Annotated in this window: 27 protein-coding genes; 11 read left to right on the top strand and 16 right to left on the bottom strand. The window is 73.5% G+C overall.

Going from position 1 to position 25,404, the window contains the following annotated elements:
• Positions 1-435: 435 nt before the first annotated feature.
• The gene (gene tyrS / locus ACLQ2V_RS27880; RefSeq protein WP_425721644.1) at positions 436-1,722 is read right to left on the bottom strand and encodes a tyrosine--tRNA ligase; all 1,287 of its coding nucleotides are present in this window, start codon (positions 1,720-1,722) and stop codon (positions 436-438) included.
• A 139-nt stretch (positions 1,723-1,861) separates the two neighbouring features.
• Between tyrS and ACLQ2V_RS27875 the strand changes: the two genes are divergently transcribed.
• From ACLQ2V_RS27875 to ACLQ2V_RS27860, 4 genes are all read left to right on the top strand, one after another.
• Complete coding sequence (locus ACLQ2V_RS27875) at positions 1,862-2,245, top strand: PaaI family thioesterase (protein WP_425721642.1); 384 nt, start codon at positions 1,862-1,864, stop codon at positions 2,243-2,245.
• Between the two features lie 87 nt (positions 2,246-2,332).
• Positions 2,333-3,559, top strand: coding sequence for an NRAMP family divalent metal transporter (locus tag ACLQ2V_RS27870; RefSeq protein WP_425721640.1), 1,227 nt, complete (start codon positions 2,333-2,335; stop codon positions 3,557-3,559).
• Positions 3,556-3,936 carry a hypothetical protein gene (locus tag ACLQ2V_RS27865; RefSeq protein ID WP_425721638.1) on the top strand — a complete coding sequence of 127 codons (381 nt, stop codon included), beginning with the start codon at positions 3,556-3,558 and terminating at the stop codon, positions 3,934-3,936. The genes ACLQ2V_RS27870 and ACLQ2V_RS27865 overlap by 4 nt, the downstream gene beginning before the upstream one ends.
• Complete coding sequence (locus ACLQ2V_RS27860) at positions 3,923-4,228, top strand: PRC-barrel domain containing protein (protein ID WP_425721636.1); 306 nt, start codon at positions 3,923-3,925, stop codon at positions 4,226-4,228. Before ACLQ2V_RS27865 ends, ACLQ2V_RS27860 begins: the two co-directional genes overlap by 14 nt.
• A 119-nt stretch (positions 4,229-4,347) precedes the next feature.
• Here ACLQ2V_RS27860 and ACLQ2V_RS27855 read toward each other — a convergent pair whose 3' ends face one another.
• The 3 genes from ACLQ2V_RS27855 to ACLQ2V_RS27845 all read right to left on the bottom strand — a co-directional run bounded on the left by ACLQ2V_RS27855 (position 4,348) and on the right by ACLQ2V_RS27845 (position 7,091).
• Entirely contained in the window at positions 4,348-5,685 is a 1,338-nt protein-coding gene (locus ACLQ2V_RS27855) for a hemolysin family protein (protein WP_425721634.1), read from the bottom strand.
• 200 nt (positions 5,686-5,885) lie between these two features.
• Entirely contained in the window at positions 5,886-6,518 is a 633-nt protein-coding gene (locus ACLQ2V_RS27850) for a hypothetical protein (protein ID WP_425721632.1), read from the bottom strand.
• A gap of 66 nt (positions 6,519-6,584) precedes the next feature.
• On the bottom strand, positions 6,585-7,091 hold the full coding sequence (locus tag ACLQ2V_RS27845; RefSeq protein WP_425721630.1) for a GNAT family N-acetyltransferase: 507 nt from the start codon (positions 7,089-7,091) through the stop codon (positions 6,585-6,587).
• 123 nt (positions 7,092-7,214) lie between these two features.
• Between ACLQ2V_RS27845 and pflB the strand changes: the two genes are divergently transcribed.
• The 3 genes from pflB to ACLQ2V_RS27830 are packed head-to-tail and all read left to right on the top strand — an operon-like array spanning position 7,215 to position 10,631.
• Positions 7,215-9,461: a formate C-acetyltransferase gene (gene pflB, locus ACLQ2V_RS27840; RefSeq protein WP_425721628.1), complete on the top strand. Its 2,247-nt coding sequence runs from the start codon at positions 7,215-7,217 to the stop codon at positions 9,459-9,461.
• Positions 9,458-10,237, top strand: a complete 780-nt coding sequence (gene pflA / locus ACLQ2V_RS27835; RefSeq protein ID WP_425721626.1) for a pyruvate formate-lyase-activating protein — start codon at positions 9,458-9,460, stop codon at positions 10,235-10,237. Before pflB ends, pflA begins: the two co-directional genes overlap by 4 nt.
• 58 nt (positions 10,238-10,295) lie before the next feature.
• Positions 10,296-10,631 carry a hypothetical protein gene (locus ACLQ2V_RS27830; RefSeq protein WP_425721624.1) on the top strand — a complete coding sequence of 112 codons (336 nt, stop codon included), beginning with the start codon at positions 10,296-10,298 and terminating at the stop codon, positions 10,629-10,631.
• Between the two features lie 54 nt (positions 10,632-10,685).
• Here the strand turns inward: ACLQ2V_RS27830 and ACLQ2V_RS27825 are convergent, their stop codons facing one another.
• Positions 10,686-11,216, bottom strand: a complete 531-nt coding sequence (locus ACLQ2V_RS27825) for a cyclic nucleotide-binding domain-containing protein (protein WP_425721622.1) — start codon at positions 11,214-11,216, stop codon at positions 10,686-10,688.
• A 289-nt stretch (positions 11,217-11,505) separates the two neighbouring features.
• On the opposite strand from ACLQ2V_RS27825, the gene ACLQ2V_RS27820 reads away from it, so the two are divergent.
• Both ACLQ2V_RS27820 and ACLQ2V_RS27815 read left to right on the top strand, forming a co-directional pair.
• Entirely contained in the window at positions 11,506-12,399 is an 894-nt protein-coding gene (locus ACLQ2V_RS27820; protein ID WP_425721620.1) for a universal stress protein, read from the top strand.
• A gap of 156 nt (positions 12,400-12,555) precedes the next feature.
• Positions 12,556-13,446 (top strand): universal stress protein, encoded by an 891-nt coding sequence (locus tag ACLQ2V_RS27815; RefSeq protein WP_425721618.1) that lies wholly within the window; start codon positions 12,556-12,558, stop codon positions 13,444-13,446.
• Between the two features lie 766 nt (positions 13,447-14,212).
• Here the strand turns inward: ACLQ2V_RS27815 and ACLQ2V_RS27810 are convergent.
• The 11 genes from ACLQ2V_RS27810 to ACLQ2V_RS27760 all read right to left on the bottom strand — a co-directional run bounded on the left by ACLQ2V_RS27810 (position 14,213) and on the right by ACLQ2V_RS27760 (position 24,203).
• Positions 14,213-14,836, bottom strand: coding sequence for an FMN reductase (locus ACLQ2V_RS27810; RefSeq protein ID WP_425721616.1), 624 nt, complete (start codon positions 14,834-14,836; stop codon positions 14,213-14,215).
• The gene (locus tag ACLQ2V_RS27805) at positions 14,833-15,954 is read right to left on the bottom strand and encodes an LLM class flavin-dependent oxidoreductase (protein WP_425721614.1); all 1,122 of its coding nucleotides are present in this window, start codon (positions 15,952-15,954) and stop codon (positions 14,833-14,835) included. Before ACLQ2V_RS27805 ends, ACLQ2V_RS27810 begins: the two co-directional genes overlap by 4 nt.
• 119 nt (positions 15,955-16,073) lie before the next feature.
• Positions 16,074-16,349 carry a ubiquitin-like small modifier protein 1 gene (locus tag ACLQ2V_RS27800; RefSeq protein WP_425721612.1) on the bottom strand — a complete coding sequence of 92 codons (276 nt, stop codon included), beginning with the start codon at positions 16,347-16,349 and terminating at the stop codon, positions 16,074-16,076.
• On the bottom strand, positions 16,350-17,435 hold the full coding sequence (locus tag ACLQ2V_RS27795) for a WD40/YVTN/BNR-like repeat-containing protein (RefSeq protein ID WP_425721610.1): 1,086 nt from the start codon (positions 17,433-17,435) through the stop codon (positions 16,350-16,352).
• 108 nt (positions 17,436-17,543) lie between these two features.
• The gene (locus ACLQ2V_RS27790; RefSeq protein WP_425721608.1) at positions 17,544-18,185 is read right to left on the bottom strand and encodes a DNA-3-methyladenine glycosylase; all 642 of its coding nucleotides are present in this window, start codon (positions 18,183-18,185) and stop codon (positions 17,544-17,546) included.
• A gap of 36 nt (positions 18,186-18,221) precedes the next feature.
• Positions 18,222-19,532, bottom strand: coding sequence for an MFS transporter (locus ACLQ2V_RS27785; RefSeq protein ID WP_425721606.1), 1,311 nt, complete (start codon positions 19,530-19,532; stop codon positions 18,222-18,224).
• 377 nt (positions 19,533-19,909) lie between these two features.
• Positions 19,910-20,734, bottom strand: coding sequence for an SDR family oxidoreductase (locus ACLQ2V_RS27780; RefSeq protein WP_425721604.1), 825 nt, complete (start codon positions 20,732-20,734; stop codon positions 19,910-19,912).
• Positions 20,731-21,891: an NAD(P)/FAD-dependent oxidoreductase gene (locus ACLQ2V_RS27775; RefSeq protein WP_425721602.1), complete on the bottom strand. Its 1,161-nt coding sequence runs from the start codon at positions 21,889-21,891 to the stop codon at positions 20,731-20,733. Before ACLQ2V_RS27775 ends, ACLQ2V_RS27780 begins: the two co-directional genes overlap by 4 nt.
• Positions 21,888-22,091, bottom strand: a complete 204-nt coding sequence (locus ACLQ2V_RS27770) for a ferredoxin (protein ID WP_425721600.1) — start codon at positions 22,089-22,091, stop codon at positions 21,888-21,890. Before ACLQ2V_RS27770 ends, ACLQ2V_RS27775 begins: the two co-directional genes overlap by 4 nt.
• A 22-nt stretch (positions 22,092-22,113) precedes the next feature.
• Positions 22,114-23,343, bottom strand: coding sequence for a cytochrome P450 (locus ACLQ2V_RS27765; protein ID WP_425721598.1), 1,230 nt, complete (start codon positions 23,341-23,343; stop codon positions 22,114-22,116).
• Positions 23,344-23,474: 131 nt separating this feature from the next.
• Positions 23,475-24,203: a response regulator transcription factor gene (locus ACLQ2V_RS27760; RefSeq protein WP_425721596.1), complete on the bottom strand. Its 729-nt coding sequence runs from the start codon at positions 24,201-24,203 to the stop codon at positions 23,475-23,477.
• A 116-nt stretch (positions 24,204-24,319) separates the two neighbouring features.
• Here ACLQ2V_RS27760 and ACLQ2V_RS27755 point away from each other — a divergent pair, with 116 nt between their 5' ends.
• A complete protein-coding gene (locus tag ACLQ2V_RS27755) occupies positions 24,320-24,820 on the top strand; it encodes a DNA-binding protein (RefSeq protein ID WP_425721594.1) in 501 nt (166 codons plus the stop codon).
• Entirely contained in the window at positions 24,820-25,164 is a 345-nt protein-coding gene (locus ACLQ2V_RS27750) for an MmcQ/YjbR family DNA-binding protein (protein WP_425721592.1), read from the top strand. The genes ACLQ2V_RS27755 and ACLQ2V_RS27750 overlap by 1 nt, the downstream gene beginning before the upstream one ends.
• Positions 25,165-25,404 lie beyond the last annotated feature (240 nt).

Below are 25,404 nucleotides of genomic sequence, written 5' to 3'. Positions count from 1 at the left end.
GCGCTTCCGCGCCGGGCACTTTTACTACGTTACCCGCTGGTTTCCGCCCTGTCAAACCGGTGTGAACCGATCCGACCCGCTTCCACCCGAATTGCAGGCACCATGCAACTGTCGGCTCGCGCCGCTTCGTTCCATGGTTTCCGGTAGGCCGGCCGCTGCGGTGATCCGCAAGCTCGCCCGGTTCCCTGCCGGCGTCGAACGATACCCGGTCGGTCTCGCCCCACCAAATCCGCCCTGCGGCAGATCCGGGGCCCCGCCCGGGCCGCGCTGCGAGGAACCCTACCCTCACCGCCCGGCGTTCAAACCCGCGCTCCGGCCTTCAGGACCTTCGTCCCGCTTCGTCCGTTCCGCGCTGGCAGAGAGAAAGTTACGCCCCCGGCGAATCGATCGTCAAATCCGCCGGGGGCGTCCCGCGTCACACCTCGCGCCGACCCGCTATCCGCGCAGCTCGACGCCGGCGAAGGACTTCTTGCCCCGGCGCAGCACCAGGTACCGGCCGTGCAGCAGCTCCGTCGGAGAGAGCACCGCGTCGACCTCGGTGATCCGGTTGTTGTTGACGTACGCTCCGCCCTCCGTGATCACCCGGCGGGCCTCCTTCGTGCTCGACACCAGGCCCGACTCCTTGAGCAGGCCGGCGACGTCGGGCAACTCGGTGACGTGCACCAGCCCCGCCTCGGTCAGCGCCGCCCGCAGGGTCTCCGGGGCCAGCTCGTCGAGCGACCCCCGGCCGAAGAGCGCCTGACTGGCGGCGACCGCCTGGGCCATCTCCCGCTCGCCGTGCACCAGGGTGGTCAGCTCCTCGGCGAGGGCCCGCTGGGCCAGCCGCGCCGCCGGCCGCTCCGCCGTCTCCTTCTCCAGCTGCTCCAGCTCCTCGCGGGAGCGGAAGCTGAAGTAGCGCAGGTAGCCGGTCACGTCCCGGTCGCCGGCATTGAGCCAGAACTGGTAGAAGGCGTACGGGCTGGTCAGCTCCGGGTCGAGCCAGACCGCGCCGCCCTCGGTCTTGCCGAACTTCGTGCCGTCGGCCTTGGTCACCAGCGGGGTGACGAACGCCTGCACCGGGCCGGCGCCGCGCCGGCGGACGTAGTCGACGCCGGCGGTGATGTTGCCCCACTGGTCGGAGCCGCCGAACTGGAGCCGGCAGTCGTGCCGGCGGTGCAGCTCGTAGTAGTCGTTGGACTGGATGAGCTGGTAGCTGAACTCGGTGAAGCTGAGGCCGCTCTCCAACCGGGCCTTGACCACCTCCCGGGCCAGCATCTTGTTCACCGGGAAGTGCTTGCCGACGTCGCGCAGGAAGTCGACCACCGACATCTCGGCGGTCCAGTCCAGGTTGTTGACCAGGCGCGCCGCGTTCTCCCCGGTGTACGACACGAAGGGCGCGAGCTGCGCGCGGATGCGCTCCACCCAGCCGGCGACCACCTCCGGTGGGTTCAGGGAGCGCTCGGCGCTCTCCTTCGGGTCGCCGATCTGGCCGGTGGCCCCGCCGACGAGCAGCAGCGGCCGGTGCCCGGCGAGCTGGAGCCGGCGGGCGGTGACGACCTGCATGAGGTGGCCGAGGTGCAGGCTCGCCGCCGTCGGGTCGAAGCCCACGTAGAAGGTGATCGGCGGGCCGTCGAGCAGCGCGCGTAGCTCGTCGGGGCCGGTCGAGTCCTGGATGAGGCCGCGCCACTGCAGGTCTTCGGTCAGGGAGTCGCGCCTGGTCGGCGGAGGGCTGCTGTCGGTCACGGTCACCGATTCTCCCCCATCGCCGGGGGCGAGCAGTACCGGGTTTACCGCTGATCACGGTTGGCTACGCTGGGCCTTCCGTGAGCGTGAGCGTGAGCGTGAGCGTGAGCGCGAGTGTGAGTTAGGAGCCGTGGTGGGGATGCCGGATCTGACCGGGGGCTTCGTGGCCCTGCTCGGCCTGGAGTTCGAGGAGGCGGGCGCGGACCGGGTGGTGATCCGGTGGCGGGTCCGCCCCGAGCTGCACCAGCCGTTCGGCATCCAGCACGGCGGGGTGTACTGCGCGGTGGTGGAGACCGCCGCGAGCGTCGGCGGCTCGCTCTGGCTGGGCGAGCGGGGCCGGGTGGTCGGGGTGTCGAACCAGACGGACTTCCTGCGGGCGGTCCGCGAGGGTGAGTTGACCGCCGTCGGCACCCCGGTGCACCGGGGCCGCAGCCAGCAGCTCTGGCAGGTGGAGATCACCGACGAGACGGGGCGGCTGGTCTCCCGGGGCCAGGTGCGGTTGCAGAACCTCAGCGCCGACTGACGCTCCCACCGGCTGCCCGGTTCGGGGCTTACGGGGCGGTTTGCCCGGTATCGTCGCGGCGATGGCACCCGTCGACCCGCGCCCGAGGTGAGGAAGCTCCTCGCCGCCACGCTCGGCGTCCTCTCCGCCGTGGGCGGGTTCGTCGACATCGGCGACCTGGTGGCGGCGAGTCAGGCCGGGGCCCGCTTCGGCATGGCCCACGCCTGGGTGCTGCTGCTCGGGGTGGTCGGCATCTGCGTGTACGCGGACATGGCCGCGCGGATCGCGGCGATCAGCGGCCGGGCGGTGTTCGACCTGGTCCGGGAGCGGCTGGGGCCGAGAGTGGCGCTGCTCAACCTGGTCGCCTCCTACCTGGTGACGGTGCTGACCCTCGCCGCCGAGCTGGGCGGGGTGGCGCTGGCGCTGCAACTGGCCTCCGGGGTGAGCTACCTGATCTGGGTGCCCGTCGCCGCCGGGGCGGTCTGGCTGGTGCTGTGGCGGATGCGGTTCCAGCTGATGGAGCGGGTGTTCGGCCTGGCGGGGCTGGCCCTGCTGGTCTTCGCGGTGGCGCTGTTCTGGCTGCCCACCGACTGGCCGGCGCTCGGCCGGGGCATGGTGCACGGCGGGGCGGCGGGGCACGGCTGGGGGGCGTACTGGTTCGTGGCGGTGGCGCTCTTCGCCTCCACGGTCAGCCCGTACGAGGTGCTCTTCTTCTCCTCCGGCGGGGTGGAGGAGCGGTGGAGCCGCGCCGACCTGGCCGACGCCCGGTCGGCCGTGCTGATCGGGTTCCCCGTCGGGGGTTTCCTCGCCCTGTCGCTGGTCGCCACGGCGGCGGTGGTCTTCCACCCGGGCGGGGCGTCGCCGGGCTCCCTGGCGGAGGTGGCGCGGCCGGTGCTGCTCGCGTTCGGGGGCGTGGGGCTGGCGGTGGCGGTGCTGGCGTTCTTCGCGGTGACGTTCGGCGCCGCGCTGGAGACGGGACTCTCCGCCGCGTACGCCGCCGCGCAGTACTTCGGCTGGCAGTGGGGCAAGCGGGTGAGCCCGCGCGAGGCGGCCCGGTTCCACGCCGTGCTGCTGGTCAGCGTCCTGCTCGGCGTGCTGGTGCTGCTGACCACGGTCGACCCGGTGACGCTGACCGAGTACATGTTGATCATCAGCGCGGTGGCGTTGCCGCTGACGTACCTGCCGATCCTGATCGTGGCCAACGACCGGACGTACCTGGGCGACCGGGTCAACGGGCCGGCGCTGAACCTGCTGGGGACGGTGTTCCTGCTGGTCGTCGTCGCCGCTTCGGTGGCGGCGATCCCGCTGGCGGTGGCGACGAGGATGGGCCGATGAGGATGCAGCTCGGGCGGCAGTTGCTCGACCGGCAGATCGTCGACCGCGACGGGCGGCTGGTCGGCCGGGTCGACGACGTGGAGTTCGGGCTCGACGCCGACGGGGTGCCGTACCTGACCGCCCTGCTCAGTGGGGAGGGCGCGCTCGGGCCACGGATCGGCGGCCGCTCCGGTCGGCTGCTCGTCGCGGTCGCGGGCCTCTTCGTCGCCGACCCGCCGGTGCCGCCCCGGCGCATCCCGTACCCGCTGGTGGAGCGGGTGGACAGCGCGGTGCGGCTGCGGGCCCGCCTCGACGAGTTGCCGGCGTCGGAGATGGAACGGTGGGTGCGGCACCACCTGATCGACCGGATCCCGGGGGCGGACCGTGCGAGCGGGTGAGCTGATCGGCCGGACCGCGTACGACCTGCACGGTCGGCGGTTGGGTCGGGTGGTGGACGTGGTGGTGCGCGGCGCCGGCCCAGGAGCGCCGCTGCGGCTGACCGACGTGGTCGTCGCGGGGCGCTGGTACGGCCGGCTGGTCGGCCCCGAGCGGCACCTGTCGGGCCCGTGGGCGCTGCGCCGGCTCGCCCGGCTGCTCGGCCGCGCCAGCCGGCAGGTGCCGACGGACAAGGTCCGGCTGGTCCCGCCGGTGCCCGGCTTCCCGTTCGGCGAGCCGGGAAAGCCGGGCTGAACGCGGCAGCGGCGAGCCGGGAAAGCCGGGCTGAACGCGGCAGTGGCGAGCCGGGGAAGCCGGGCTGAACGCGGCAGCGGCGAGCCGGAGCGGCCGGGTTGGGCGCGGCGGCGGCCGGGTCAGCCGCGGGCCGGGTCGAGGGCCGGGTCGGCCTGCGGGGACCCCTCGCCGTCCGACTCGTCCGGCGCGGTGGCGCGGCGCAGCCGTACCGCCGTGATCGCCCGCTGGTCGATGTCGGCGACCTCCAGCTCCCAGCCGTCGATGGTGACGTCCTCGCCCGCGACGGTGGGGATGTGCCCGAGCAGGGTGAGGACCAGCCCGGCGACGGTGGTGTAGTCGCCGGTCGGGCGGCCGGGCAGGTCGACGCCGATGTCGGGCAGGTCGTGCACGGGGAAGGTGCCGGGCAGCCGCATCGCGCCGTCGGGCTCGGTGCGGACGGCGCGCCCGTCCCGGTCGGTCTCGTCGTAGATCTCGCCGACGATCTCCTCGAGCACGTCCTCCAGGGTGACGATCCCGTCGACGGCGCCGCGCTCGTCGACGACCAGGGCGATGTGCTGGCGTTCCGACTTGAACTGGCGCAGCGCGTCGACCACCGTCAGCGAGTCGGGCAGCAGCATCGGCGGCCGGGCGCACTCGTCGACGGGGCGGTCGTCGGGCACCCCGACCAGGTCGCGCAGGTGGATCACGCCGACCGCGTCGTCGAGGCCGCCGTGGCGTACCACCGGGGCGCGGGAGTGCCCGGTCGCGGCCAGCACCAGCCGCGCGGCCTCCGCGGTGGTCCCGCTGTCGAGCGTGAAGACCTGCAACCGGGGTACGAGCACCGCGCGCAGCCGCCGGTCGGCGATCTCCACCGCGCCGGCGATGATGGTCCGCTGTTCCTTCGTGAAGCCGTGGTTGCCGGCGACGATGTCGCGCAGCTCGTCGGGGCCGATCTCGTCCGGCTCGTGCTTCGGGTCGAGCCCGAACAGGCGGACCACCAGGTCGCTGGTGGCGCCGAGCAGCCAGACCGCCGGCCGGGTGAGGCTGGCCAACAGGTCCAGCGGGCGGGCGACCAGCAGCGCCCACCGCTCGGCGGCCTGCATGGCGATCCGCTTCGGGGCCAGCTCGCCGAAGACCAGGGTGACGAAGGTCAGCACCAGGGTGACCACCACGATGGCGACGGTCTGCGCGGCGCTGCCGAAGAAGCCGAACAGCGGCACGAGGGGCTTGGCCAGCGAGACGGCGGCGGCGGCCGAGGCCAGGAAGCCGGCCAGGGTGATGCCGATCTGGATGGTGGCGAGGAACCGGTTGGGGTCCTTGGCGAGGCGGGCCAGCACCCGGCCGGCCCGGCTCTCGCGCTCCAGCCGCTGGATCTGGCTGTCGCGCAGCGACACCAGCGCCATCTCGCTGCCGGCGAAGATCGCGTTGAGGACGACCAGGACTCCGACCAGGGCCAGTTGGCTCCAGTAGCTCTGCACGCCCGGCTCTCTCCCTCACTTGCGGCGACCCGGTCGGTCACGACCGGTGGCGCCGACCGGAGAATCCGGTCGGCTCAGGGCTTTTGTGCCCCGGGTACGCGCTGGCGAATCCTGTCCCGCCGAACCGACCGGGCGGGCCGGGCGGATCGGCGGGGGCGAAGCGGTGCGTCGCGGGCCCTGCGGGGGCGGGGCGCGGCGGGTCAGGCCGGGGCGGTGACGGGCAGGTCGAGCACGTACGAGCCGCCCTCGGGGCGGAAGCCGAGCCGGTGGTAGTAGGGGGTGACCATGCCGGGCGGGCTGACCACCCGGCGGAACCCCCGGTCGGTGAAGAGGGTGCTGCGCCGGTAAACGAACTCGCCGGGGGTGAAGTCACGGAACCGCTGGGTCACGTAGTCCAGGTCGACCTGGGCGGTGTCGGCGCCCTCGGCATGCGCCAGCACCACCCCCACCACCTCGTCGGCGCGGACCACCAGGAACGCCGAGCGCCGGCCGGTGTAGTCGGCCCAGTGGAAGTCGGGGTTGAACCGCGCGATGTCGGCGGCGTGCACCCGCAGGGTGTGCGCGAGGAAGCCGTCGTCGACGCCCACCTCGACGACGGCGTACGTGGTCTCGTCGTGGCGGGTGGCCAGCATCTTCCGCAGATACCACACGTTGATCACGGAGAGCACCACGTTGAGCCCGACCATCGGCCAGACGGCGAGGGCGGCGTTGTAGCCGATCAGCACCAGGCAGCCGACGAGGTTGAGCGCGCGCAGCCGCAGCACACGCGCCTGCAGCAGCGACCAGACCAGCAGCGCGGAGCCGATCCAGCCGATCATGTCCAGCCAGTTCACCCCGCGAGACTAGAGGTCGCCCAGGCCAGCCCGCCTGGCGGTGCCGGTGCTGGCCGGCGGGCGGGGTCAGCCGGCCAGTTCCAGGACCCACTCCTCGACCTCGGCGCGGCGGCCGTTGGCGTACCCCCGGTCCTCGCCGGTGACGACGAAGCCGCACTTGCGCAGCACGGCGAGGGAGGCGGCGTTGTCCTTGGCGGCGCGGGCCTGCACCGGGCGCTGCGGCAGCTCGGCCAGGAGCGCGGCGAGGGCGCGGGTGGCGTACCCGTGACCCCAGCGGGCCCGGTCGAGCCAGTAGCTGACCTCGGTCTGCTCCCCGACGGGGAAGGCGACGACGTGGCCGACGACGTCGCCGTCGACGGTGACGGTGCGGGTGACGATCGCCGGCTCGGCGCAGATGCGTCGCCAGTGCGCGTCGAACGCCGCCCGGTCGGCCGGGTCGACGGGGCCGAAGGCGGCCACCCGGTTGGCCTCCGGGTCCTGCTCGAAGGCGAAGAAGTGCGGCAGGTCGGCGTCGCGCACCGGGCGCAGGCGCACCTGCCCGGCGCCGGGCGGGCGCGGGTCCTCGGCGGTCACCTCGGCAGGGTACCCGCGCGGCGCGGGTGGGCCGAAGGTCCCGGGTGGGGCGGTCCGGGGACTCTGCCCGGGGCGGGGCGGGCGGCGCACGCTGGTGGGGCAAGCGATGTGGAGGTAGCGATCATGATTGACACCGAGCAGGTCCGCGCCCCGTGGCGGGGCTTCGCCGACGGGGCGTGGCAGACCACGGTCGACGTCGCGGACTTCGTCCGCCACAACCACGAGCCGTACCTCGGTGACGCCGCGTTCCTCGCCGGCCCCACCGAGCGGACCCAGGCGGTCTGGGGTCGGCTGACGGAGATGTTCCCCGAGGAGCGCCGCCGGGGGGTCTACGACATCGACCCGGCCACCCCGTCCACGATCACCGCCCACGCCCCCGGGTACATCGACCGCGACCGCGAGCTGATCGTCGGGTTGCAGACCGACGCGCCGCTGCGCCGGGCGATCATGCCCAACGGCGGGCTGCGGATGGTCGAGGGCGCGCTGAAGGCGTACGGCTTCGACCCGGACCCCACGGTGCACCGGATCTACACGAGCTACCGCAAGACGCACAACGACGCGGTCTTCGACGCGTACCCCTCCGACGTGCTGGCCGCGCGGCGCTCGCACATCATCACCGGGCTGCCCGACGCGTACGGGCGGGGTCGGATCATCGGCGACTACCGGCGGGTGGCGCTCTACGGGGTGGACCGCCTCGTCGCGCAGCGCCGCGAGGCGAAGGCGGCGCTGAACGACCGGCCGTCGAGCGACGACGTGATCCGGGACCGGGAGGAGCTGTCCGAGCAGATCCGCGCCCTGGGTGAGCTGAAGGAGATGGCCGCCGGCTACGGCTACGACATCTCCGGCCCGGCCACCACCGGCCGCGAGGCGATCCAGTGGCTGTACTTCGCCTACCTGGCCGCCATCAAGGAGCAGAACGGCGCGGCGATGTCGCTCGGGCGGACCGCCGCCTTCGTCGACGTCTACCTGCGGCGGGACCTGGCCGAGGGGCTGCTGACCGAGGCCGCCGCGCAGGAGCTGATCGACGACTTCGTGATCAAGCTGCGGATCGTGCGGTTCCTGCGCACCCCCGAGTACGACCAGCTCTTCTCCGGCGACCCGACGTGGGTCACCGAAGCCCTCGGCGGGATGGGCGTCGACGGCCGCCCGCTGGTGACCCGGACCAGCTTCCGCTACCTGCAGACCCTCTACAACCTCGGCCCGGCCCCGGAGCCGAACCTGACGGTGCTCTGGTCGCCCCGGCTGCCCGACGGGTTCAAGCGGTTCTGCGCCCAGGTGTCGCTGGACACCAGCGCCATCCAGTACGAGAACGACGAGCTGATCCGCCCCGCGTACGACGACGACACCGCCATCGCGTGCTGCGTGTCGGCCATGCGGGTGGGCCGGGACATGCAGTTCTTCGGCGCGCGGGCCAACCTCGCCAAGGCGCTGCTGTACGCGCTCAACGGCGGCCGAGACGAGCTGACCGGCGAGCAGGTCGCCCCGGCCGCCCCGCCGGTGGGCGGCGAGGTGCTCGACTACGACGAGGTGCTCGCCGCGTACGACCGGACGCTGGACTGGCTGGCCGAGACGTACGTGGACGCGCTGAACGTCATCCACCACATGCACGACCGGTACGCCTACGAGCGGCTGGAGATGGCGCTGCACGACTACCCGGTGCACCGCTTCATGGCCACCGGGGTCGCCGGGCTGTCGGTGGCGGTGGACAGCCTCGCCGCGATCCGGTACGGCAAGGTGAAGGTGCTGCGCGACGCCACCGGGCTGGCCATCGACTACGCGGTGGAGGGCGAGCCGCCGACGTACGGCAACAACGACGACCGGGCCGACGACATCGCGGTGTGGCTGGTGGAGACGTTCGCGGAGAAGCTGCGCCGGCAGCGCACCTACCGCGACGCCGAGCTGAGCATGTCGGTGCTCACGATCACCTCCAACGTGGTCTACGGCAAGCACACCGGCAACACCCCGGACGGCCGGCGGGCCGGCGAGCCGTTTGCGCCGGGCGCGAACCCGACCAACGGCCGGGACACCCACGGCCTGGTCGCGGCCGCGCTGTCGGTGGCGAAGCTGCCGTACGACGCCGCCCGCGACGGCATCTCGCTGACCGGCACGGTCACCCCCGACGGGCTGGGGCACACCCGCGAGGAGCGGATCGGCAACCTGGCCGGGGTGCTCGACGGGTACACCGACGCCGGCGGGTTCCACCTCAACGTCAACGTGCTGGACCGGGCCACCCTGCTCGACGCGATGTCCCACCCGGAGCGCTACCCCCAGCTCACGGTCCGGGTCTCCGGGTACGCGGTGAACTTCGTGCGGCTGACCCCCGAGCAGCAGCGGGACGTGGTGTCGCGCACCTTCCACGGGTCGCTGTGACCGTCGACGACGGCGCAGGGCACCCGGCGGCGCAGGCCGCGCGGGAGCTCACCGGGGCCGTCCACTCCTGGGACCTGTCGGTCGGGGTGGACGGCCCCGGCACCCGCTTCGTGGCCTTCCTGGCCGGCTGCCCCCTGCGCTGCCAGTACTGCCACAGCCCGGACACCTGGTACCGGCGCAGCGGCCGGCACCGCACGGTCGACGAGCTGATGGCGGAGATCGGGCGCTACCGGCGGTTCATCGAGATGGCCGGCGGCGGGGTGACGCTCAGCGGCGGTGAGCCGCTGCTGCAGCACCGGTTCGCCGGTGAGGTGCTGCGCCGCTGTCACGACCTGGGCCTGCACACGGCGCTGGACACCTCCGGGTTCCTCGGCGACCGCGCCGACGACGCCCTGCTCGACGCCACCGACCTGGTGCTGCTGGACGTCAAGTCGCGGGACCCGGAGACGTACCGGCGGGCCACCCGGACCGGGCAGGTCGCCCCGACCCTGCGCTTCGGCCGGCGGTTGGCGCAGCGGGGCACGCCCATCTGGATGCGGTTCGTGCTGGTGCCCGGCCTCACCGACGCCCCGGAGAACGTCGCCGGGATCGCCGACTTCGCCGCCGAGCTGACCAGCCTGCAACGGGTGGAGGTGCTGCCGTTCCACCGGCTGGGCGCGCACAAGTACGCGGAGCTGGGGTTGACCTTCCCGCTGGCGCAGACCGAGCCGCCCACCGCGGAACTGCTGGACCGGGTGCGCGGCCAGTTCGCCGAACGAGGGTTGACCGTGTACTGAGCCAGACCGCGCCGTCACGGCTCCGCCCGGTCGGGGCCGCTGTGACAGAATCCACGACATGTTCCGCTCAGGGATCTCGCACGCGCTCCGGGCTCGGGTGACACCCGCGCGGGCCACCGGCGCAGCCGCCACGGGCGCAGCCGCCACAGGCGCGTCTGCCACCGGGGCGACCGCGCTGGGGGCGCGCGCGTTGGGCGCGGCCGCCACCGGCTCGCTCGCCATCGGGGCACTGGCCGGCGGTGCCGTCGCCGTGGCCGTCGTCGCCATCCGGCGGTTGGTGATCCGCCGGGCGGTCGTCCGGGAGCTCCGCATCGGCCGGCTGGAGGTCGACGAGCTGGTCGTGCACCGGCGCCTCGACGGCCCCACCGACCCCCCGCGCCCCGGCGAGCACTAGCGGCAGGCGCCGGGTGAACGCGAAGCGTCCAAGGCCCGCCCGAACGATCCCCGCCTAGCGCTCCGCCCTCGAGATTTCCCCGCCTAGCGCTCCGCCCGAGAAGAGCCGTTCGTCCGTCGAGGGCAGGGCCGCGGAATGGCCGTACAGGTCCAGCAACCGCACCCGGGTCGCCTGGAGCCGGTCGACCACCACGCTCATGAACCGGGCGGTGAGCTGCCGGCCGAACGCGTCGTCCGACTCCACCAGCCGCCGCACCCCGACGGCGGTGAGCTCCAGCGCGGTGCTGCGCCGCACGGCCACCGCCCCGAACTGCCAACGGTACGGCGGGAAGAGCCAGGACCAGCCGAGCACCCCGCCCGGACCGATCTCCTCGATGCCCACGTCGCCCCGGCCGGGCACCGGGAAGTCCAGGGCCACCTCCCCGGCACGGACCAGCCAGAACCGCTCAGCGGGCTGACCGGCCCGGAACAGCCGGTGGCCGGGGTGCCAGACGACGGGGCGGGCGTACCCGGTCAGCCGGGTCAGCCACGGCTCGGGAACGTCGGCCAGGAACGGGTGCTCGCGGAGCATCTCCAGCGGGGTCATCGACCGCCTCTTTCCGGCTCGGCGCGGGGGGCCGGCGCATCGCCCCGGAACACCGCAACGGCGGGCGTCTCCACCCTCCGGTCGATCGTTCTCCTCCCATCCGACGTCTCCCCCACCCCTCGGCGACAGGGCCGTTGGTCCCGGATCCAGGCGAGCGTGCGACGCCGCTCGTGGTTCCCGGCGGTGCCGCCCGACGGGACCCGGGACCAACGACCCGGGGATCGGGCCCAGCGGCCCTGACCGGCGGGCCCGCGCCGGAGCAGGCTGAAGGCGGACGAAGGAGGTTGCGATGACCAACAGATCCGGTGCCCCGGTCGTGGTGGGCGTGGACGGTTCCGTCTCGGCCCTGGACGCGGTCCGGGTGGCGACCCGCGAGGCCGTGGCGCGCGAACGCCCGCTGCGGGTGGTGCACGCCCTCAGCTGGCCGTTGGTCGGTGCCGCGCTCGGAGCGTTGACCGGCACCCCGCCCGAGGCAGGGCCGCGCAACCACGCGCACGACATCGTCGACGAGGCGGTCGCCGAGGCGAAGAAGGTCGCCGCCGAGATCGACGTGGTCGGCGAAGTCGTCGATGGTTCCCCCAACCCCGTGCTGCTGCAGGAGTCTCACGACGCGGCACTGCTGGTGCTCGGCTCGCGCGGTCTCGACGGCTTCGCCGAGCTGCTGGTCGGCTCGTCGGCGGTCCAAATGTCGGCCAGGGCCAGCTGCCCGGTGCTCGTGGTACGCAGCGAGCCTCGTGCCGACGGGCCGGTGGTGGTGGGCGTCGACGGCTCGGCGCTCAGCACCGAAGCCGTCGAGTTCGCCTTCGAAGAGGCGGCGCTGCGCGGCACCGACCTGGTCGCGGTGCACAGCTGGCTCTACCCCACGCCGGTCGGCCCCGGCGACATCCCGCCCCTGGCGTACGACATCGACGCGCTGATCGCCGAGGAGGAGCGGGCGCTCGCCGAGGCGGTCGCCGCCTGGGCGGAGCGGTACCCGCAGGTGCCGGTGCGGCAACGCCTCGTGCGGGGCGCGGCGGCCCGGGTGCTGATCGAGGAGTCCGCCTCCGCGCAGCTGACCGTCGTCGGCGCGCACGGCCGGGGCGCGTGGGGCGGGCTCTTCCTCGGCTCGGTCAGCCACGCCGTGCTGCACCACGCCCGCTCCCCGCTGGCGATCGTGCGGCACCGCAAGCCCGGCCAGGGCTGACCGCGGGTCCGCCCACGTCGTGCCCGCGCCGGCCGCTCCCCCCGCCCGACGCGGGCACCTCGCTGTCCGAACGGCGTACCCGGCGTGTCCGGCCAAATGCCCATGGTCGGTGTCGCAGGCGTTCACAATGACCTCTGACCGAGCCCGGGAGAGCCGATGAACCGACCTGTCGTGGTGGGCGTGGACGGATCGCCGTCCAGCCTGGTCGCCGCCGAGCACGCGGCGCAGGAGGCCGCCTGGCGGTCGCGGCCGCTGCTGCTGGTGCACGGCTACCTGCACCCGCTCGGCTACGGCGTGCCGATCAACCCGTACGACCTGGGGGTGCCCGCGCCGACCGACGAGTCCCGGCGGATGCTCGACCGGGTCGCGGCCGAGCTGCGCCAACGCTGGCCCGGCGTCGACGTCGAGACGCGTCAGGTCGCCGGCGGCCCGGCGGCGAGCCTGGTCGAGGAGTCCCGCCGGGCGGAGCTGGTGGTGGTCGGCAGCCGAGGGCTGGGTGGCTTCGCCGGCCTGCTGCTCGGCTCGGTCAGCGCCCAGGTGGCCGGGCACGGGCGCTGCCCGGTGCTGGTCGTGCGCCCCGAGGAGCAGCCGATCCCCGTCGACGGTCCCGTGATCGCCGGGGTGGACGGGTCCCCACCGGCGCGACTCGCCGTCGCCCTCGCCGCCGACGCCGCCGCGCACCGGGGCGTCGACCTGGTGCTGGCGCACGTCGCGGCGGCCGACGACGCCCGGCCGGTGCCCGACGAGGTGCAGGAGTCGGCGACGGCTGCCCGAGCCGCCGCGACGGACCTGCTGGCCGTGTCCGCCGCCGAGGTGGAGGCGGCCCATCCGGGCCTGACCGTGCGGTGCCGCACGCTGCGGGCCGGCGCGGGCGGGCCGGCGTTGATCGAGGCGAGCGGGGACGCGGCCCTGGTGGTGGTCGGCTCGCGCGGGCGCGGCGGCTTCACCGGGCTGCTGCTCGGCTCGGTCAGTCAGGCGCTGGTGCAACACGCCCACTGCCCGGTGCTGGTCGCCCACCCGGCCGAGGCCACGACCGAGGCCGGCTGAGCGGGCCGACGACCGCACCGCAGGCCGGCTGAAGGGACAGGCGCACATTTGTCCGTACGCGCGACCGCAGGCCATTCGGCCCGCCCGGACCGGGGTCGGCGGGAACCGGGGTCCGGCCGTCACCGTCTCCCGTCGGTGCCCAACCACGCCCCGGCTTCGGTGATCAGGACGCCATGGACGTCATACGGGCGTTTTTAGGTCCATGGCGTCCTGATCACCTTCGTCGGCCCGGCAGTTGCTGCGGCAGGTGGGCGGGTGGGGCGTCCAGTCACGTGCCGTGGACGGCTTCGTGGTGACTGGTGACGGCGAGCTTGGGCCGCAACACGCAGCCAACGAGGCCGGCGTGGCACCGGCCGCCAACGACAGCAGCGCCGGGCGCCACGGCGGCAGGGGCGGCCGGCCGGCACCGGACACCAGGTGAACGGCACCGGCCGCCGCGCCCCGGTTGGTGGCGCCCTCCTGTTCGGGACGCTTTGGAGCTGATGTCGTCTGCGACATCACCCGGATGAGTCGTTGACGACATCAGCTCCAAAGGGCGCGCGAGGGCCACTCGGACCGGCAGAGACAGACACCCTCGGCCGAAACAAGCGTCGTCCTGACCCCACACCGCAGGCCGAGCCGGTCGGGTCCCCAGGTGCAGACCAGCGCAGAGGACGCAGACCGGCGGAGGCGGACGCGACGGACACGGACCAGCACAGACCAGCGTCGCCGTGCCGATTCCGTACGCGCTCGATCGGCACCACCTGCGGCCGGTCCCCGGCGGTCCTCAGGGGCGGTCGTTGCCCGCCAGCAGGTCGTCGAAGCTGGTGGTCAGCGCGAACGGGTCGGCCGGCGCGGGGGCCGGTCGCCGCACCACCTCGTCGGCAAGCTCAGCGGCGGCGCGGACGATCCGGCCGCGCAGGGCGCCCTCGGCGGCCCCGCCCGCCCAGTCCTCCGGCGCGGCGAAGACCGCCGTGGGCACGACCACCGCCCGCAGGTACGCGAACATCGGCCGGACCGCGTGCTCCAGGGCCAGGGAGTGCCGGGCGGTGCCGCCGGTGGCGGCGATCAGCACCGGCCGGCCCGCCAACGCGCCGGAGTCGAGGACGTCGAAGAACGACTTGAACAACCCGCTGTAGGAGGCGTTGAAGATCGGGGTGACCGCCAGCACGCCGTCGGCGGCCCGGACGGTCTCCAGCGCCTCGCGCAGCGGGGCCGACGGGAAGCCGGTGAGCAGGTTGTTCACCACGTCGTGGGCGTGGTCGCGCAGCTCGACCGGGCGCAGCTCGGCCTCGACGCCGGCGCGGGCCAGCTCGTCGCGGGTCGCCGAGGCGAGCTGGTCGGCCAGCAACCGGGTCGACGAGGGGCGGCCGAGACCGGCCGAGACCACGGCGAGGGTACGGCGGGTCACCGGCCGGCCTCCGTCCCCGCCCCGGCGGGCTCGGCCGTCGACGCGGCGGCGTCGCGGGCGGCGACGAGCGAGGCGTGGGTGGGCGGCTCGGGCACGTGCGCGGGGCGCAGCGCGGCGAACTCGCGGCGCAGCACCGGAACCACCTCACCGAGCAGGTCGAGCTGCTCCAGCACGGTCTTCAGCGGCAGGCCGGCGTGGTCGACCAGGAAGAGCTGCCGCTGGTAGTCGCCGACGTAGTCGCGGAAGCCCAGGGTGCGGTCGATGACCTGCTGCGGGCTGCCCACGGTCAGCGGGGTCTGCTCGGTGAACTCCTCCAGCGACGGCCCGTGGCCGTAGACGGGGGCGTTGTCGAAGTACGGGCGGAATTCGCGGACCGCGTCCTGGGAGTTGCGCCGCATGAACACCTGACCGCCGAGCCCGACGATCGCCTGGTCCGGGGAGCCGTGGCCGTAGTGCGCGAAGCGCTCCCGGTAGAGGCCGACCATCCGCTGGGTGTGCTCGGGTGGCCAGAAGATGTGGTTGGCGAAGAACCCGTCGCCGTAGTAGGCGGCCTGCTCGGCGACCTCGGGGCTGCGGATCGAGCCGTGCCAGACGAACGGGGGCACCCCGTCGAGCGGGCGCGGGGCGGAGGTGAACGACTGCAACGGGGTGCGGAACTTGCCCGACCAGTTCACCACGTCCTCGCGCCAGAGCCGGTGCAGCAGGTCGTAGTTCTCGATGGTCAGCGGGATGCCGTTGCGGATGTCCTGGCCGAACCAGGGGTAGACCGGGCCGGTGTTGCCCCGGCCGAGCATCAGGTCGACGCGGCCGTCGGCAAGGTGCTGGAGCATCGCGTAGTCCTCGGCGATCTTCACCGGGTCGTTGGTGGTGATCAGCGTGGTCGCGGTGGAGAGCAGCAGCCGCTCGGTGCGGGCCGCGATCCAGCCCAGCATGGTGGTGGGCGACGACGGCACGAACGGGGGGTTGTGGTGCTCGCCGGTGGCGAAGACGTCGAGGCCGACTTCCTCCACCTTCTGGGCGATCGTCACCATCGCCTTGATCCGCTCGTGCTCGGACGGCGCCCGCCCGTTGGTCGGGTCGACGGTGACGTCTCCGACGGTGAAGATCCCGAACTGCATGACCGCTCCTCGCTGACTGTCGGCCCCGTCTGGCGGCCCTCGAACGCAGCGCACAACCTATTTGACGCGTCAACTATTCCGGCGACCGGGGGCGGGCGGGTCGGTCGCCGGAGCCGTGGTCAGCCGCCGGCCACCGAGGGAATCACCCGCACCTCGGCACCGGGACGCACCGCGGCGGCCAGCCCGCCGACGTGTCGGCAGTCTTCCCCGTCGACGTAGACGTTGACGTATCGCCGCAGCTCACCGCGCTCGTCGCGCAGCCGGCGGGCCAGCCGGGGCCAGTCGACGGCGAGCGCGTCGAGGACGTCGCGCAGCGTGCCGTCGGCGGCGACGGCCAGCCGCGTCGCGCCACCGACCTCACCGCGCAGCGGGCCGGGGACCCAGACGGTGACCACTCAGACCTCCGCGGCCCGGACACAGAGCACGTCGGGCAGGTGGGCGGCGACCAGGGACCAGGAGTCGCCCTCGTCCCGGCTGGCGTAGACCTCGCCGCAGCGGGTGCCGAAGTAGACCCCGGCGGGGTCGGCGTCGTCGGCGCACATGGCGTCGCGCAGCACCGCCGGGTAGTACGGGCCGTCGGGCAGGCCGGCCGAGAGCGCCTCCCACGTCTCGCCCGCGTCCGCCGAGCGGTAGACCCGGCAGCGCTCGTCGGCCGGGAAGCGGCGCGAGTCGGCGGTGAGGGGGAACGACCAGATCGTCCCGGGCCGGGTGGGATGGGCGACCATCGGGAAGCCGAAGTCGCTGGGCAGGCCGGCGGCGATCGAGGACCAGCTGCGCCCCTCGTCGTCGGAGCGGTAGACCCCGTGGTGGTTCTGCGCGTAGAGCCGCGCGGGGTCGCCGGCGTCGCGGGCGATCTTGTGGACGCACTGGCCGAACTCGGGCCACTCGTCGGGCATGAAGTAGGCGCGGATGCCGGTGTTGCCCGGCGCCCAGCTCGCCCCCGCGTCGTCGGAGCGGTAGACCCCGCCGGTGGACATCGCCACCACCAGCCGCGCCGGGTCGTGCGGGTGCGGCAGGACGCTGTGCACCGCCTGCCCGCCGAAGCCCGCCTCCCACTGCTCGCGGTGCGGATGGTCCCAGAGCGGGCGGACCAGCTCGAACGTGTGGCCGCCGTCGGCGGAGCGGAACAGCGCCGACGGCTCGGTGCCGGCCCAGACCACGTCCGGCTCCGCCGGCCCGGCGGGGGTGAGCTGCCAGACCCGGCCGAGGGTGGCGGACGTGTCGGCCGGGAAGGCCACCGGGGCGTGCTCGGGCTCGTGCCAGGACACCCCCAGGTCGTCGCTGCTGGCCACGCTGGGCCCGAAGTGCGAGCTGGTCGTGCCGGCCAGCAGGCGGGGAACGGAACGGCGCTTGTCGATCGCCACCGCGTAGACCCCGGTCATCGGGAAGTGCGGGCCGCTCACCACCCAACTGCGGCGGCCGTCGGTGCTGGTGGCCAGGAACAGGCCCTTGCCGGTGCCGATCGCAAGCAGGGTCGCCATGGTTGTCCTTCGGGGCCGGAAGCAGGTGGCGTGATTATGGCCACCGGGACCGACAAGAATTGGCGCGGCGCACCGCCCGGGACGCGCGGATCGGGGCGGACGGGCTGGTCAGCGCCGGGAGCGGGGCACGTGCCGGCGGTACTCGCTCACCGTCGGGTCGCCGGCGATCCAGAACCGCCAGAGCACGTCGTGCGCGCCGGTCACGCCGACCCGGGGGCCGGCCGTGATCGCGGCCTCGGGCACCGGCTCGGCGGCCGGGCGCAACCGCACCGGGCCGTCGCCGAGCAGGTCGCAGCCGTACGCCGCCCGGTCGATGCCGAGCGCGGCGCAGAGCCGGGCCGGCCCATGGGCCAGGTCCGCGTCCCGGCGCGCGGCGGGCCGCCGGACGCGGGCCGCCTCGACGCCCTCGACCACCTCGCCGGCGCGCAGCAGCACCGCCGAGGCCTCCCCGTCCGGCCCGGTCACCACGTTGACGCACCAGTGCATGCCGTAGGTGAAGTAGACGTAGGCGTGCCCGGCGGGGCCGAACATCACCGCGTTGCGCGGGGTACGGCCCCGGTGGGCGTGCGAGGCCGGGTCGCCGGCGGTGCCGGCGTACGCCTCGACCTCGGTGATCCGGACGGTGACCCCGCCGGTGGTGAGCCGGCACCCGAGCAGTCCCCGGGCGGCGGGCACGACTGCCCCGGCAAGCAGGTCGGCCAGCGCGGCGAGGTCGGGGGTGCGCGCCGGCGCATCGGGAGGCTGCACCATCGCCCGAGCCTAGCCGGGGCCGAACCGACGCACCCGCTAGCGGAGGGCTGCCAGGGACGCCTCGGCGGCGGGGCCCTCGGCCGCCGGGGACGACGTGGCCCGGGCGGCGGCGATCGCGGCCTGCCCGGACGGCACCACGATCGCCACGATCGTCACGGCAATCGTGACCAGACCGGCCGCGATCAGCAGGGTCTGGACGCTGACCACGTCGGCCAGCGGGCCGAACACCACCATGCCGATCGGGGTGGCCAGGGCCATCACGATGCCGACGTAGCTGAACACCCTGCCGTGCTTCTCCGGCTCCACCGTCTCCTGGATCAGGGTCATGAACGGGGTGGAGAAGAGGGGAACCGCGAACCCGAACAAGAACATGAAGCCGTAGAAGACCCACAGGTTGGTGCTGAGGCCGAGCGCCACGGTGAGGACCGCGAAGCTGAAGGTGGAGATCAGGATGAGCCCGATCCTGCTGCGCTTGGCCAGCCAGGTGGCGATCACCGCCCCGCCGAGCACCATTCCCGCGCTGAACGCAATCTCCAGTACGGCCACCATCCACTTCTCGCTGCCGAAGGTGCGGGCCACCATCAGTGGCGTGACGAACGACGGCGCGACGGTGAGCATGAAGATGATCGCGAAGACCAGCAGCAGCCAGCGGACGACCCGATGGGTCCAGATGTACTGCATGCCCTCGATCAGGTCCTGTCGGTAGGTCGTCGGCGCCGCCGCCGCCCGATCCAGGGTGGGGACCGCGACCAGGGCCAGCAGCCCGATGCCGATCATGGCGGTAACCACGTCCAGGAAGAAGACCGGCACCACTCCGAAACCGGCGTAGATGGCGGCAGCCGCCGCCGGGGCCAGCAGGGCCATCGCGGAGCTGATGGACTGGAACATGCCGTTGATCCGCATCAGCTGATCGGCCGGCACGATCTGCGGAATGATCGCCTGCACCGTCGGCGTCTGCACCCCGGCCCCGAAGGAGCGGACCGCGACCGCCAGCAGGATCACCCACAGCTCCGTGATGCCGTTCCACATCAACAGGGCCAGGACCAGGGTCGCCGCCGCGATGCCCGCGTCGGCGACGATCGCCAGCGTCTTGCGGTTCATCCGGTCCGCCAGCACCCCGCCGAAGATCGACACGACGCCCTGGGGGACGAACGCGCAGACGGCGTAGAGGGCGACCGCCATGCCCGACTTGGTCTCCAGCGTCACGTACCACATGACGACGTACTGGACGATGGCCGAACCGAACAGCGACACGGTCTGGCCGGACAGGAAGAGCGTGACGTTGCGTTTCCAGTGCGCGGACGCCGGCACGGGACTGCTCGCAGCGGCAAGGCTGGTCTCGGGCACGGTCTCCTCGATCAGGGCAGTTGGTCGGCGTCAGCAAGCAAACCGCAGGATGTGACACTGCCGAGGCACTGACGAACGGCCCAGCTAGGTTGGAGGGCCGGTCGACTTACGCGTCGGTGCGCGCCTGCCCGATCAAACTAACCCCGGTACCGTCCGGGCGGCACAGAATTTTCGCCTGGTGCGGCGGCCTTCGCGGCCCGGCCGCTCAGCCGAGCGGCTGCTGGAGGCTGACCAGCTCGAAGATGATCACGGGAGGCCCCGCCTCGCGCACCCCCACTGGTACGTCCGCGCCACCGCCGTGCCGTTCGGCTCCAGCAACAGGTGGACGCCGTCGGGGTCGGTGGGCGAGACGACGGTGAGCCGCCGGGGGCGGCGGTTCACCGGGGGCGGTGCCAGCGCAGCCAGGCGGCCTGCCCGCCGTCGATGAGGACGTCGGTGCCGGTGATGTAGAGCGAGTCCGGGCCGGTCAGGAAGGCCACCACGTCGGCGATCTCGGCGGGGGTCCCGGTGCGGCCGGCGCCGCAGGCGTCGAGCATGGCCATCATGTGGTCGCCCGAGGCGGACTCGGATTCGGCCTTGGCCATCGCGGTGGAGATGACGCCGGGGCTGACCGTGTTGATCCGGGCGCCGAGCCGGTTCCAGGCCAGCGCCGCCGCCTGCACCCGGACCTGGTTGGCGCGCTTGGCGATGATGTACGCCATGATCGGGTCCTCGCCGGCCGAGGTGAGCACGTCGAGCGAGAGCAGTTCCTCGGTGGGTGCGGTCGCCAGGGCGCGCTCGTCGTCGTGGCTCAGCGTCGCGTAGTGCCCGGCCATGCTGGCGATGCAGACCAGCGACGTGCCCCGGCTCGCCACCGTCGTGAACGCGTCGATGACGTGGGCGGTGCCGGCCACGTCGACCCGCATGATCTTCTCGACCGTGGAGGTGGCGGCGGAGACGCCGGCGGTGTGCACCACGGCGGCGATGCGGCCCTGCGCCGCGGCGGCCTCGGCGAGCGCGCCGACCGCCTGGGCGTCGGCGACGTCGGTGAGCTGGCCCTGGGCGGCGTACCCCTCGGCGCGCAGCGCGGCGACGGCCCGGTCGAGCTGCTCGCCGGAGGCGTCGGCCAGGACGACCGTACGGCCGCTGCCGAGGCGCCGGGCGACGGCCAGGCCCATGCCGCCGGCCCCGGTGACCACGACGACGTCGGGGTGGTTGGTCATGCTTGCTCCTTGCTCAGTAGGGCCTGGCGCCACGGGCGGAGGGCCTTGGGGGGCATGCCGACCGCGAGGGCGCCGACCAGGCGGCCTTCCTTCCGGTACGCGGCGAGGAAGCGCCGCCGCGAGAGGTCACCCTCGGTGATCTCGACGGTGTCGTGGCCGCGCAGGTAGCCGTATGCCTGGATCTTCATGTCGTACTGGTCGGACCAGAAGTACGGCAGCGGGGCGAAGGGCTTACGCGCCTGCGGGTGCAGCAGGTTGCGGGCGGCGGCCATGGCCTGCTCGGCGGCGTTGGTGCGGTGCTCGATGCGCATCGTCTCGCCGAAGAGCGGGTTGTGCCAGCGCGCCACGTCCCCCGCCCCGTACACGTCACCGGCGGCGGCGCTGAACTCGTCGCAGAGCAGGCCGTCGGCCACGGTCAGGCCGCTGCCGTCGAGCCACTCGGTGTTGGGCAGCGACCCGATCGCCACCAGCACCTCGTCGGCCTCCACCGCCTCGCCGTCGGCCAGCAGCACGCCGCCGTCGGTCACCGTGGTGACCGCCACGCCGGTGCGCAGGTCGACGCCGTGCTCGAGGTGCGCCTGCGAGAGCACCCGGCCGACCCGCTCCCCCACCGCGTGGGCGAGGGGGACCGGGGCGGGTTCGAGCAGCGTCACCGCGCAGCCGAGGCCCCGGGCGACGGCGGCGGCCTCCGCGCCGAGGAACCCCGCGCCGACGACCGCGAGCCGGCGACCCGGGCCGAGCCGCCCGCGCAACGCCAGGGCGTCATGCAGGGTACGGAGCACGTGCCCGCCCCCGCCCGGCAGCCGGCGGGGGCGCACCCCGGTGGCCACGATCAACCCGTCGTAGCCGACCGGGTCGCCCCCGGCCAGGTGCACGACCCGGGCCACCGGGTCCAGGGCGGTGGCGACGGTGCCCAGGCGCAGGTCCAGGCGCAGCCCGTCGAGGTGTTCGACGGTGCGCAGGGCCAGCCGTTCGGCCTCCCAGTCGCCGGCGAGGAGCTGCTTGGACAGCGGCGGCCGGTCGTACGGGGCGTCGAGCTCCGCCCCGATCAGGGTGAGCGTGCCCGCGTACCCCTCGCGGCGCAGCGTCTCGACCGCGGCGAGTCCCGCGGCCGAGGCGCCCACCACGACGATGTGGCGCAGGGGAGCGTCCGTCACTGCTCCACCAGGCGGATCGCGGCGGCCGGGCAGACCGCTGCGGCCTCGCGCACCTCGTCGTACAGCTCCGGACCGGGCGTGGCCTGCAGCACGATGGCGACGCCGTCGTCGTCGCGCTGGTCGAACACGTCCGGGGCGACCATGGCGCACTGCCCGGCCGCGACGCACTTGGGCTCGTCGAACTCCACCCGCATGGTCATGCGATCTCCTCGGGAAACGGGGTCACCAGGTGACCGGCAGCGACTTCAGGCCGTACGCGACGCCTTCCATCGCGAACGGCACCTCCTCGAACGGCACCGCCAGGGCGAGGGTGGGAATGCGGCGGTAGAGGGTGCCGTAGACGACCTGCAGCTCCACCCGGGCCAGGGACTGCCCCAGGCACTGGTGGGCGCCGTAGCCGAACGCGTGGTGCGAGCGGGCGGGCCGGGTCAGGTCCAGCTTGTCGGGCTCGGGGAACTCGGTGGCGTCGTAGTTCGCGCCGGCGAGCTCGAAGATGACCCCGTCGCCGGCCTTGATCACCTTGTCGTGCAGGGCGATGTCCTCGTTGGCGATGCGCCGGATGCCGGTGTGCACGATCGTCAGGTAGCGCAGCAGCTCCTCGGCGGCGTTGGCGACGAACTTGGCGTCGTCGCCGCGCTCGCGCAGCAGGGCCAGCTGCTCCGGGTTCTGCAGCAGGGCGAGGGTGCCCAGCGAGATCATGCTGGCGCTGGTCTCGTGCCCGGCGATCAGGACCGCCATGGCCATGGTGATGGCCTCCGGCACGCTCATCTCGCCCTGCTTGACCTTGCCGGCCATCTCGGAGAGCACGTCGTCGCCGGGGTCGGCCATCTTCTTCGCGAAGAGGTCGCCGAGGTAGCCGCTGAGGGCCTTGGCGGCCTCCCCTGCCTCCTCGGGGGTCGCCTCGTGGCTGACCAGCAGGTGGCTGGTGGTCTGGAACAGCTCACGGTCGGCGTACGGCGCGCCGAGGATCTCGGTGATGATCACGGTCGGCACCGGCAGCCCGATCGCCTGGACCAGGTCCGCGGGCTTCGGGCCGGCGAGCATGTCGTCGATCAGGCCGTCGAGGACCTGCTGGATGCGCGGGCGCAGCGCCTCGACCCGCTTGACCATGAAGGGGGCGTTGACCGAGCGGCGCAGCCGGGTGTGCTCGGGCGGGTCGGTGTTGGTGATCAGCGCCGGGTGGTGCGGGGCGCCGGCCGCGCGGCTGCGGGTCATGTGCGGATAGCCGGGGCGCTTCTCGTCGATGCTCAGGCGCGGGTCGTTGAGCAGGGCGCGCTGGTCGGCGTGGCGGCTGACGAACCAGGGGGTGCTGCCGTCCCAGATCCGTACCTTGCCGACCGGGTCCTCGACCGTCATCGCGCGGTACGTCGCGGCGGGCGCGAAGGGGCACTGCGGATCGCGCTGCATCGGGTACTCGGGGATGCGGCCGGCGGATGCCAGGGTCTCGAACATGGGCCCCCTCAGGTCGTCGCCACGGACACCACGTCGGCATCGAATGGCGGGAATCTTCAACGAATTCATACAAACAGATTCGTCTGACGCACTCCGGACGCGAACCTGACAATTTCCAGACGTGACGCAGGTCACTGCGTGGGCGGGTCCCCGGTTCCCAGCCAGTAGCCGAACCCGCGCCGGGTGTGGATGAGCGCGGGCGGGTTCTGGTCGACCTTGCGCCGCAGGCGGGACATCAGCCGCTCGATGGCGTTGGTGTCACGGTCCTCGCCCCAGACCTGCCAGGCCAGCTGGTCCTTGGTCAGCACCTGGCCGGCGTTGAGCAGCAGGTGGCGCAGCAGCCGGTACTCGGCCGCCGTCACCTCGAGCCGACGCTCGCCGCGCCAGGCCTGGTAGACGACCTCGTCGAGGATCAGGTCGTCGTGGCGCAGCACCGGATCCCGGGCACCGCCGCGCGCCCGCAGCAGCACCTCGACCCGCGCCAGCAACTCGGGGGTCCGGCACGGCTTGGTGACGTAGTCCGCCACCTCGATGCCGACCTCCGGCAGCAGCTCCGTGAGCAGGTCGCACGAGGTGACGCAGAGCACGGGGGGTCGCTCGATCAGGGCGGGGCGGTGGTGGGCGAGGTCGCGCAGGTCGGGAATGTCGATGTCCACGATGATCAGGTCGAAGCGCTGCTCGTTGAGCAGCGCCATGGCGGCGGCACCCGTGCCCACCGCCTCGACGAGGTAGCCCGACGAGCCGAGGCGCGCGGCCAGCGACCGGCGCAGGCCGGGCTCGGGGATCGCTGCCAGCAGACGACGGCCGTACGAGGAGCGCTGTTCACGGGGCAGCGGGTGCACGTCACCGTCCTCGCTCAAGAAGGTTCGGGCCCGTGATCTTCTCAGCCCGGCGGAAAACGGAAACAGTCGGCGTACCCGGGCACACTTTAAACACTTCGTTGACAACGCTCTGTTTACGTGCTGGACTCGACGGCATGAATGCGACAGGGCAGGCACCGTTCACCGCGCCCGACCCCGGCCAGGCCCGGGCCCGGCGTAGCCACGCGGCACTGATCCGGATTGCCGAGCGGCACGCCGGCGACGAGGCGCGCCGACGCCGCCACACCAACCCGTACCTGCCGGACCCGTACGAGGCGGTGGCCCTGGTGACCGGGTTGGCCGCCGGCGGGGTCGAGCTGGCCCCCGACGAGGAGCCGGTCGACTCCGCCGACCTGGTGGCCGCGCTCACCCTGGTGCCGCACCTGCGCGCCGAGGTGGACGCGCTGGAGGCCGGACTGCTCCGGTTGACCCGCGACCGGGGGCTGACCTGGCAGGCGATCGCCCACGGCCTCGGGCTCGGCTCGGCCCAGGCCGCCCGACAGCGCTTCGAACGCCTCACCGACCGGGTGGGCGTCGCGCCCGCGGCCGACGACGCCCACGGTCGACACGGCGACGCCGCCGCCGGTGCGGGCCAGGGCGACGACGGGAGCAGGTGATGGAGCGCGCGGAGCTGCTGGCGTACTGCCTGGCGAAGCCGGGCGCGTGGCTGGACCGGCCCTGGGACGACGGCGAGGTCGTGAAGGTGGGCGGCCGGATCTTCGCCTTCCTCGGTGGGGAGTCGGGCGAGCGGGTGGGCGTCAAGTGCGGGCCGACCCGGGAGCTCGCCGACGAGTGGCTGCACCGGTTCCCCGACGACGCGGTCCCCCTGGCCTACCTAGGCCGGTCGGGCTGGAACAGCCTGCGCCTCACGGGCGCAATCGACGACGACGAGCTGTTGGAGGCGGTCGACGCGTCCTACGAGGCCGTGGCGGCGAAGCTCCCGAAGCGAGACCGCCCCTAACCGCCACCCTCGGGTGTGTTGATCAAGAGGTTTGCGTCAGGAATCCGGCGGCGGATGACACAAACCTCTTGATCACCGGGGCGGGAAGGGTGGGGGACGCGGGGGGGGGGGGGGGGGGGGGGGGGGGGGGCGGGGGGGGGGGGGGGGGCGGGGGGGGGGGGGGGGGGCGGCGCGAAGGCGGGGGCCCGGTCCGACGAATGGCGTCGGACCGGGCCCCCGTCACGAGGCCGCGAGGCGTCC

Origin of the sequence: Micromonospora sp. DT233 (genome assembly GCF_049841815.1) — a bacterium.
GTDB lineage: Bacteria > Actinomycetota > Actinomycetes > Mycobacteriales > Micromonosporaceae > Micromonospora.
The sequence above is the reverse complement of the archived record's forward strand: the minus strand, read 5'-3'. Positions and strand labels throughout refer to the sequence as shown.

Excerpts from the sequence above, each read along its gene's own strand:
- ACLQ2V_RS27875 (WP_425721642.1), top strand. The coding sequence starts at position 1,862 with ATGCCGGATCTGACCGGGGGCTTCGTGGCCCTGCTCGGCCTGGAGTTC.
- ACLQ2V_RS27865 (WP_425721638.1), top strand. The coding sequence starts at position 3,556 with ATGAGGATGCAGCTCGGGCGGCAGTTGCTCGACCGGCAGATCGTCGAC.
- pflB (WP_425721628.1), top strand. The coding sequence starts at position 7,215 with ATGATTGACACCGAGCAGGTCCGCGCCCCGTGGCGGGGCTTCGCCGAC.
- ACLQ2V_RS27830 (WP_425721624.1), top strand. The coding sequence starts at position 10,296 with ATGTTCCGCTCAGGGATCTCGCACGCGCTCCGGGCTCGGGTGACACCC.
- ACLQ2V_RS27825 (WP_425721622.1), bottom strand. The coding sequence starts at position 11,216 with ATGACCCCGCTGGAGATGCTCCGCGAGCACCCGTTCCTGGCCGACGTT.
- ACLQ2V_RS27820 (WP_425721620.1), top strand. The coding sequence starts at position 11,506 with ATGACCAACAGATCCGGTGCCCCGGTCGTGGTGGGCGTGGACGGTTCC.
- ACLQ2V_RS27815 (WP_425721618.1), top strand. The coding sequence starts at position 12,556 with ATGAACCGACCTGTCGTGGTGGGCGTGGACGGATCGCCGTCCAGCCTG.
- ACLQ2V_RS27805 (WP_425721614.1), bottom strand. The coding sequence starts at position 15,954 with ATGCAGTTCGGGATCTTCACCGTCGGAGACGTCACCGTCGACCCGACC.
- ACLQ2V_RS27795 (WP_425721610.1), bottom strand. The coding sequence starts at position 17,435 with ATGGCGACCCTGCTTGCGATCGGCACCGGCAAGGGCCTGTTCCTGGCC.
- ACLQ2V_RS27790 (WP_425721608.1), bottom strand. The coding sequence starts at position 18,185 with ATGGTGCAGCCTCCCGATGCGCCGGCGCGCACCCCCGACCTCGCCGCG.
- ACLQ2V_RS27780 (WP_425721604.1), bottom strand. The coding sequence starts at position 20,734 with ATGACCAACCACCCCGACGTCGTCGTGGTCACCGGGGCCGGCGGCATG.
- ACLQ2V_RS27770 (WP_425721600.1), bottom strand. The coding sequence starts at position 22,091 with ATGACCATGCGGGTGGAGTTCGACGAGCCCAAGTGCGTCGCGGCCGGG.
- ACLQ2V_RS27765 (WP_425721598.1), bottom strand. The coding sequence starts at position 23,343 with ATGTTCGAGACCCTGGCATCCGCCGGCCGCATCCCCGAGTACCCGATG.
- ACLQ2V_RS27755 (WP_425721594.1), top strand. The coding sequence starts at position 24,320 with ATGAATGCGACAGGGCAGGCACCGTTCACCGCGCCCGACCCCGGCCAG.
- ACLQ2V_RS27750 (WP_425721592.1), top strand. The coding sequence starts at position 24,820 with ATGGAGCGCGCGGAGCTGCTGGCGTACTGCCTGGCGAAGCCGGGCGCG.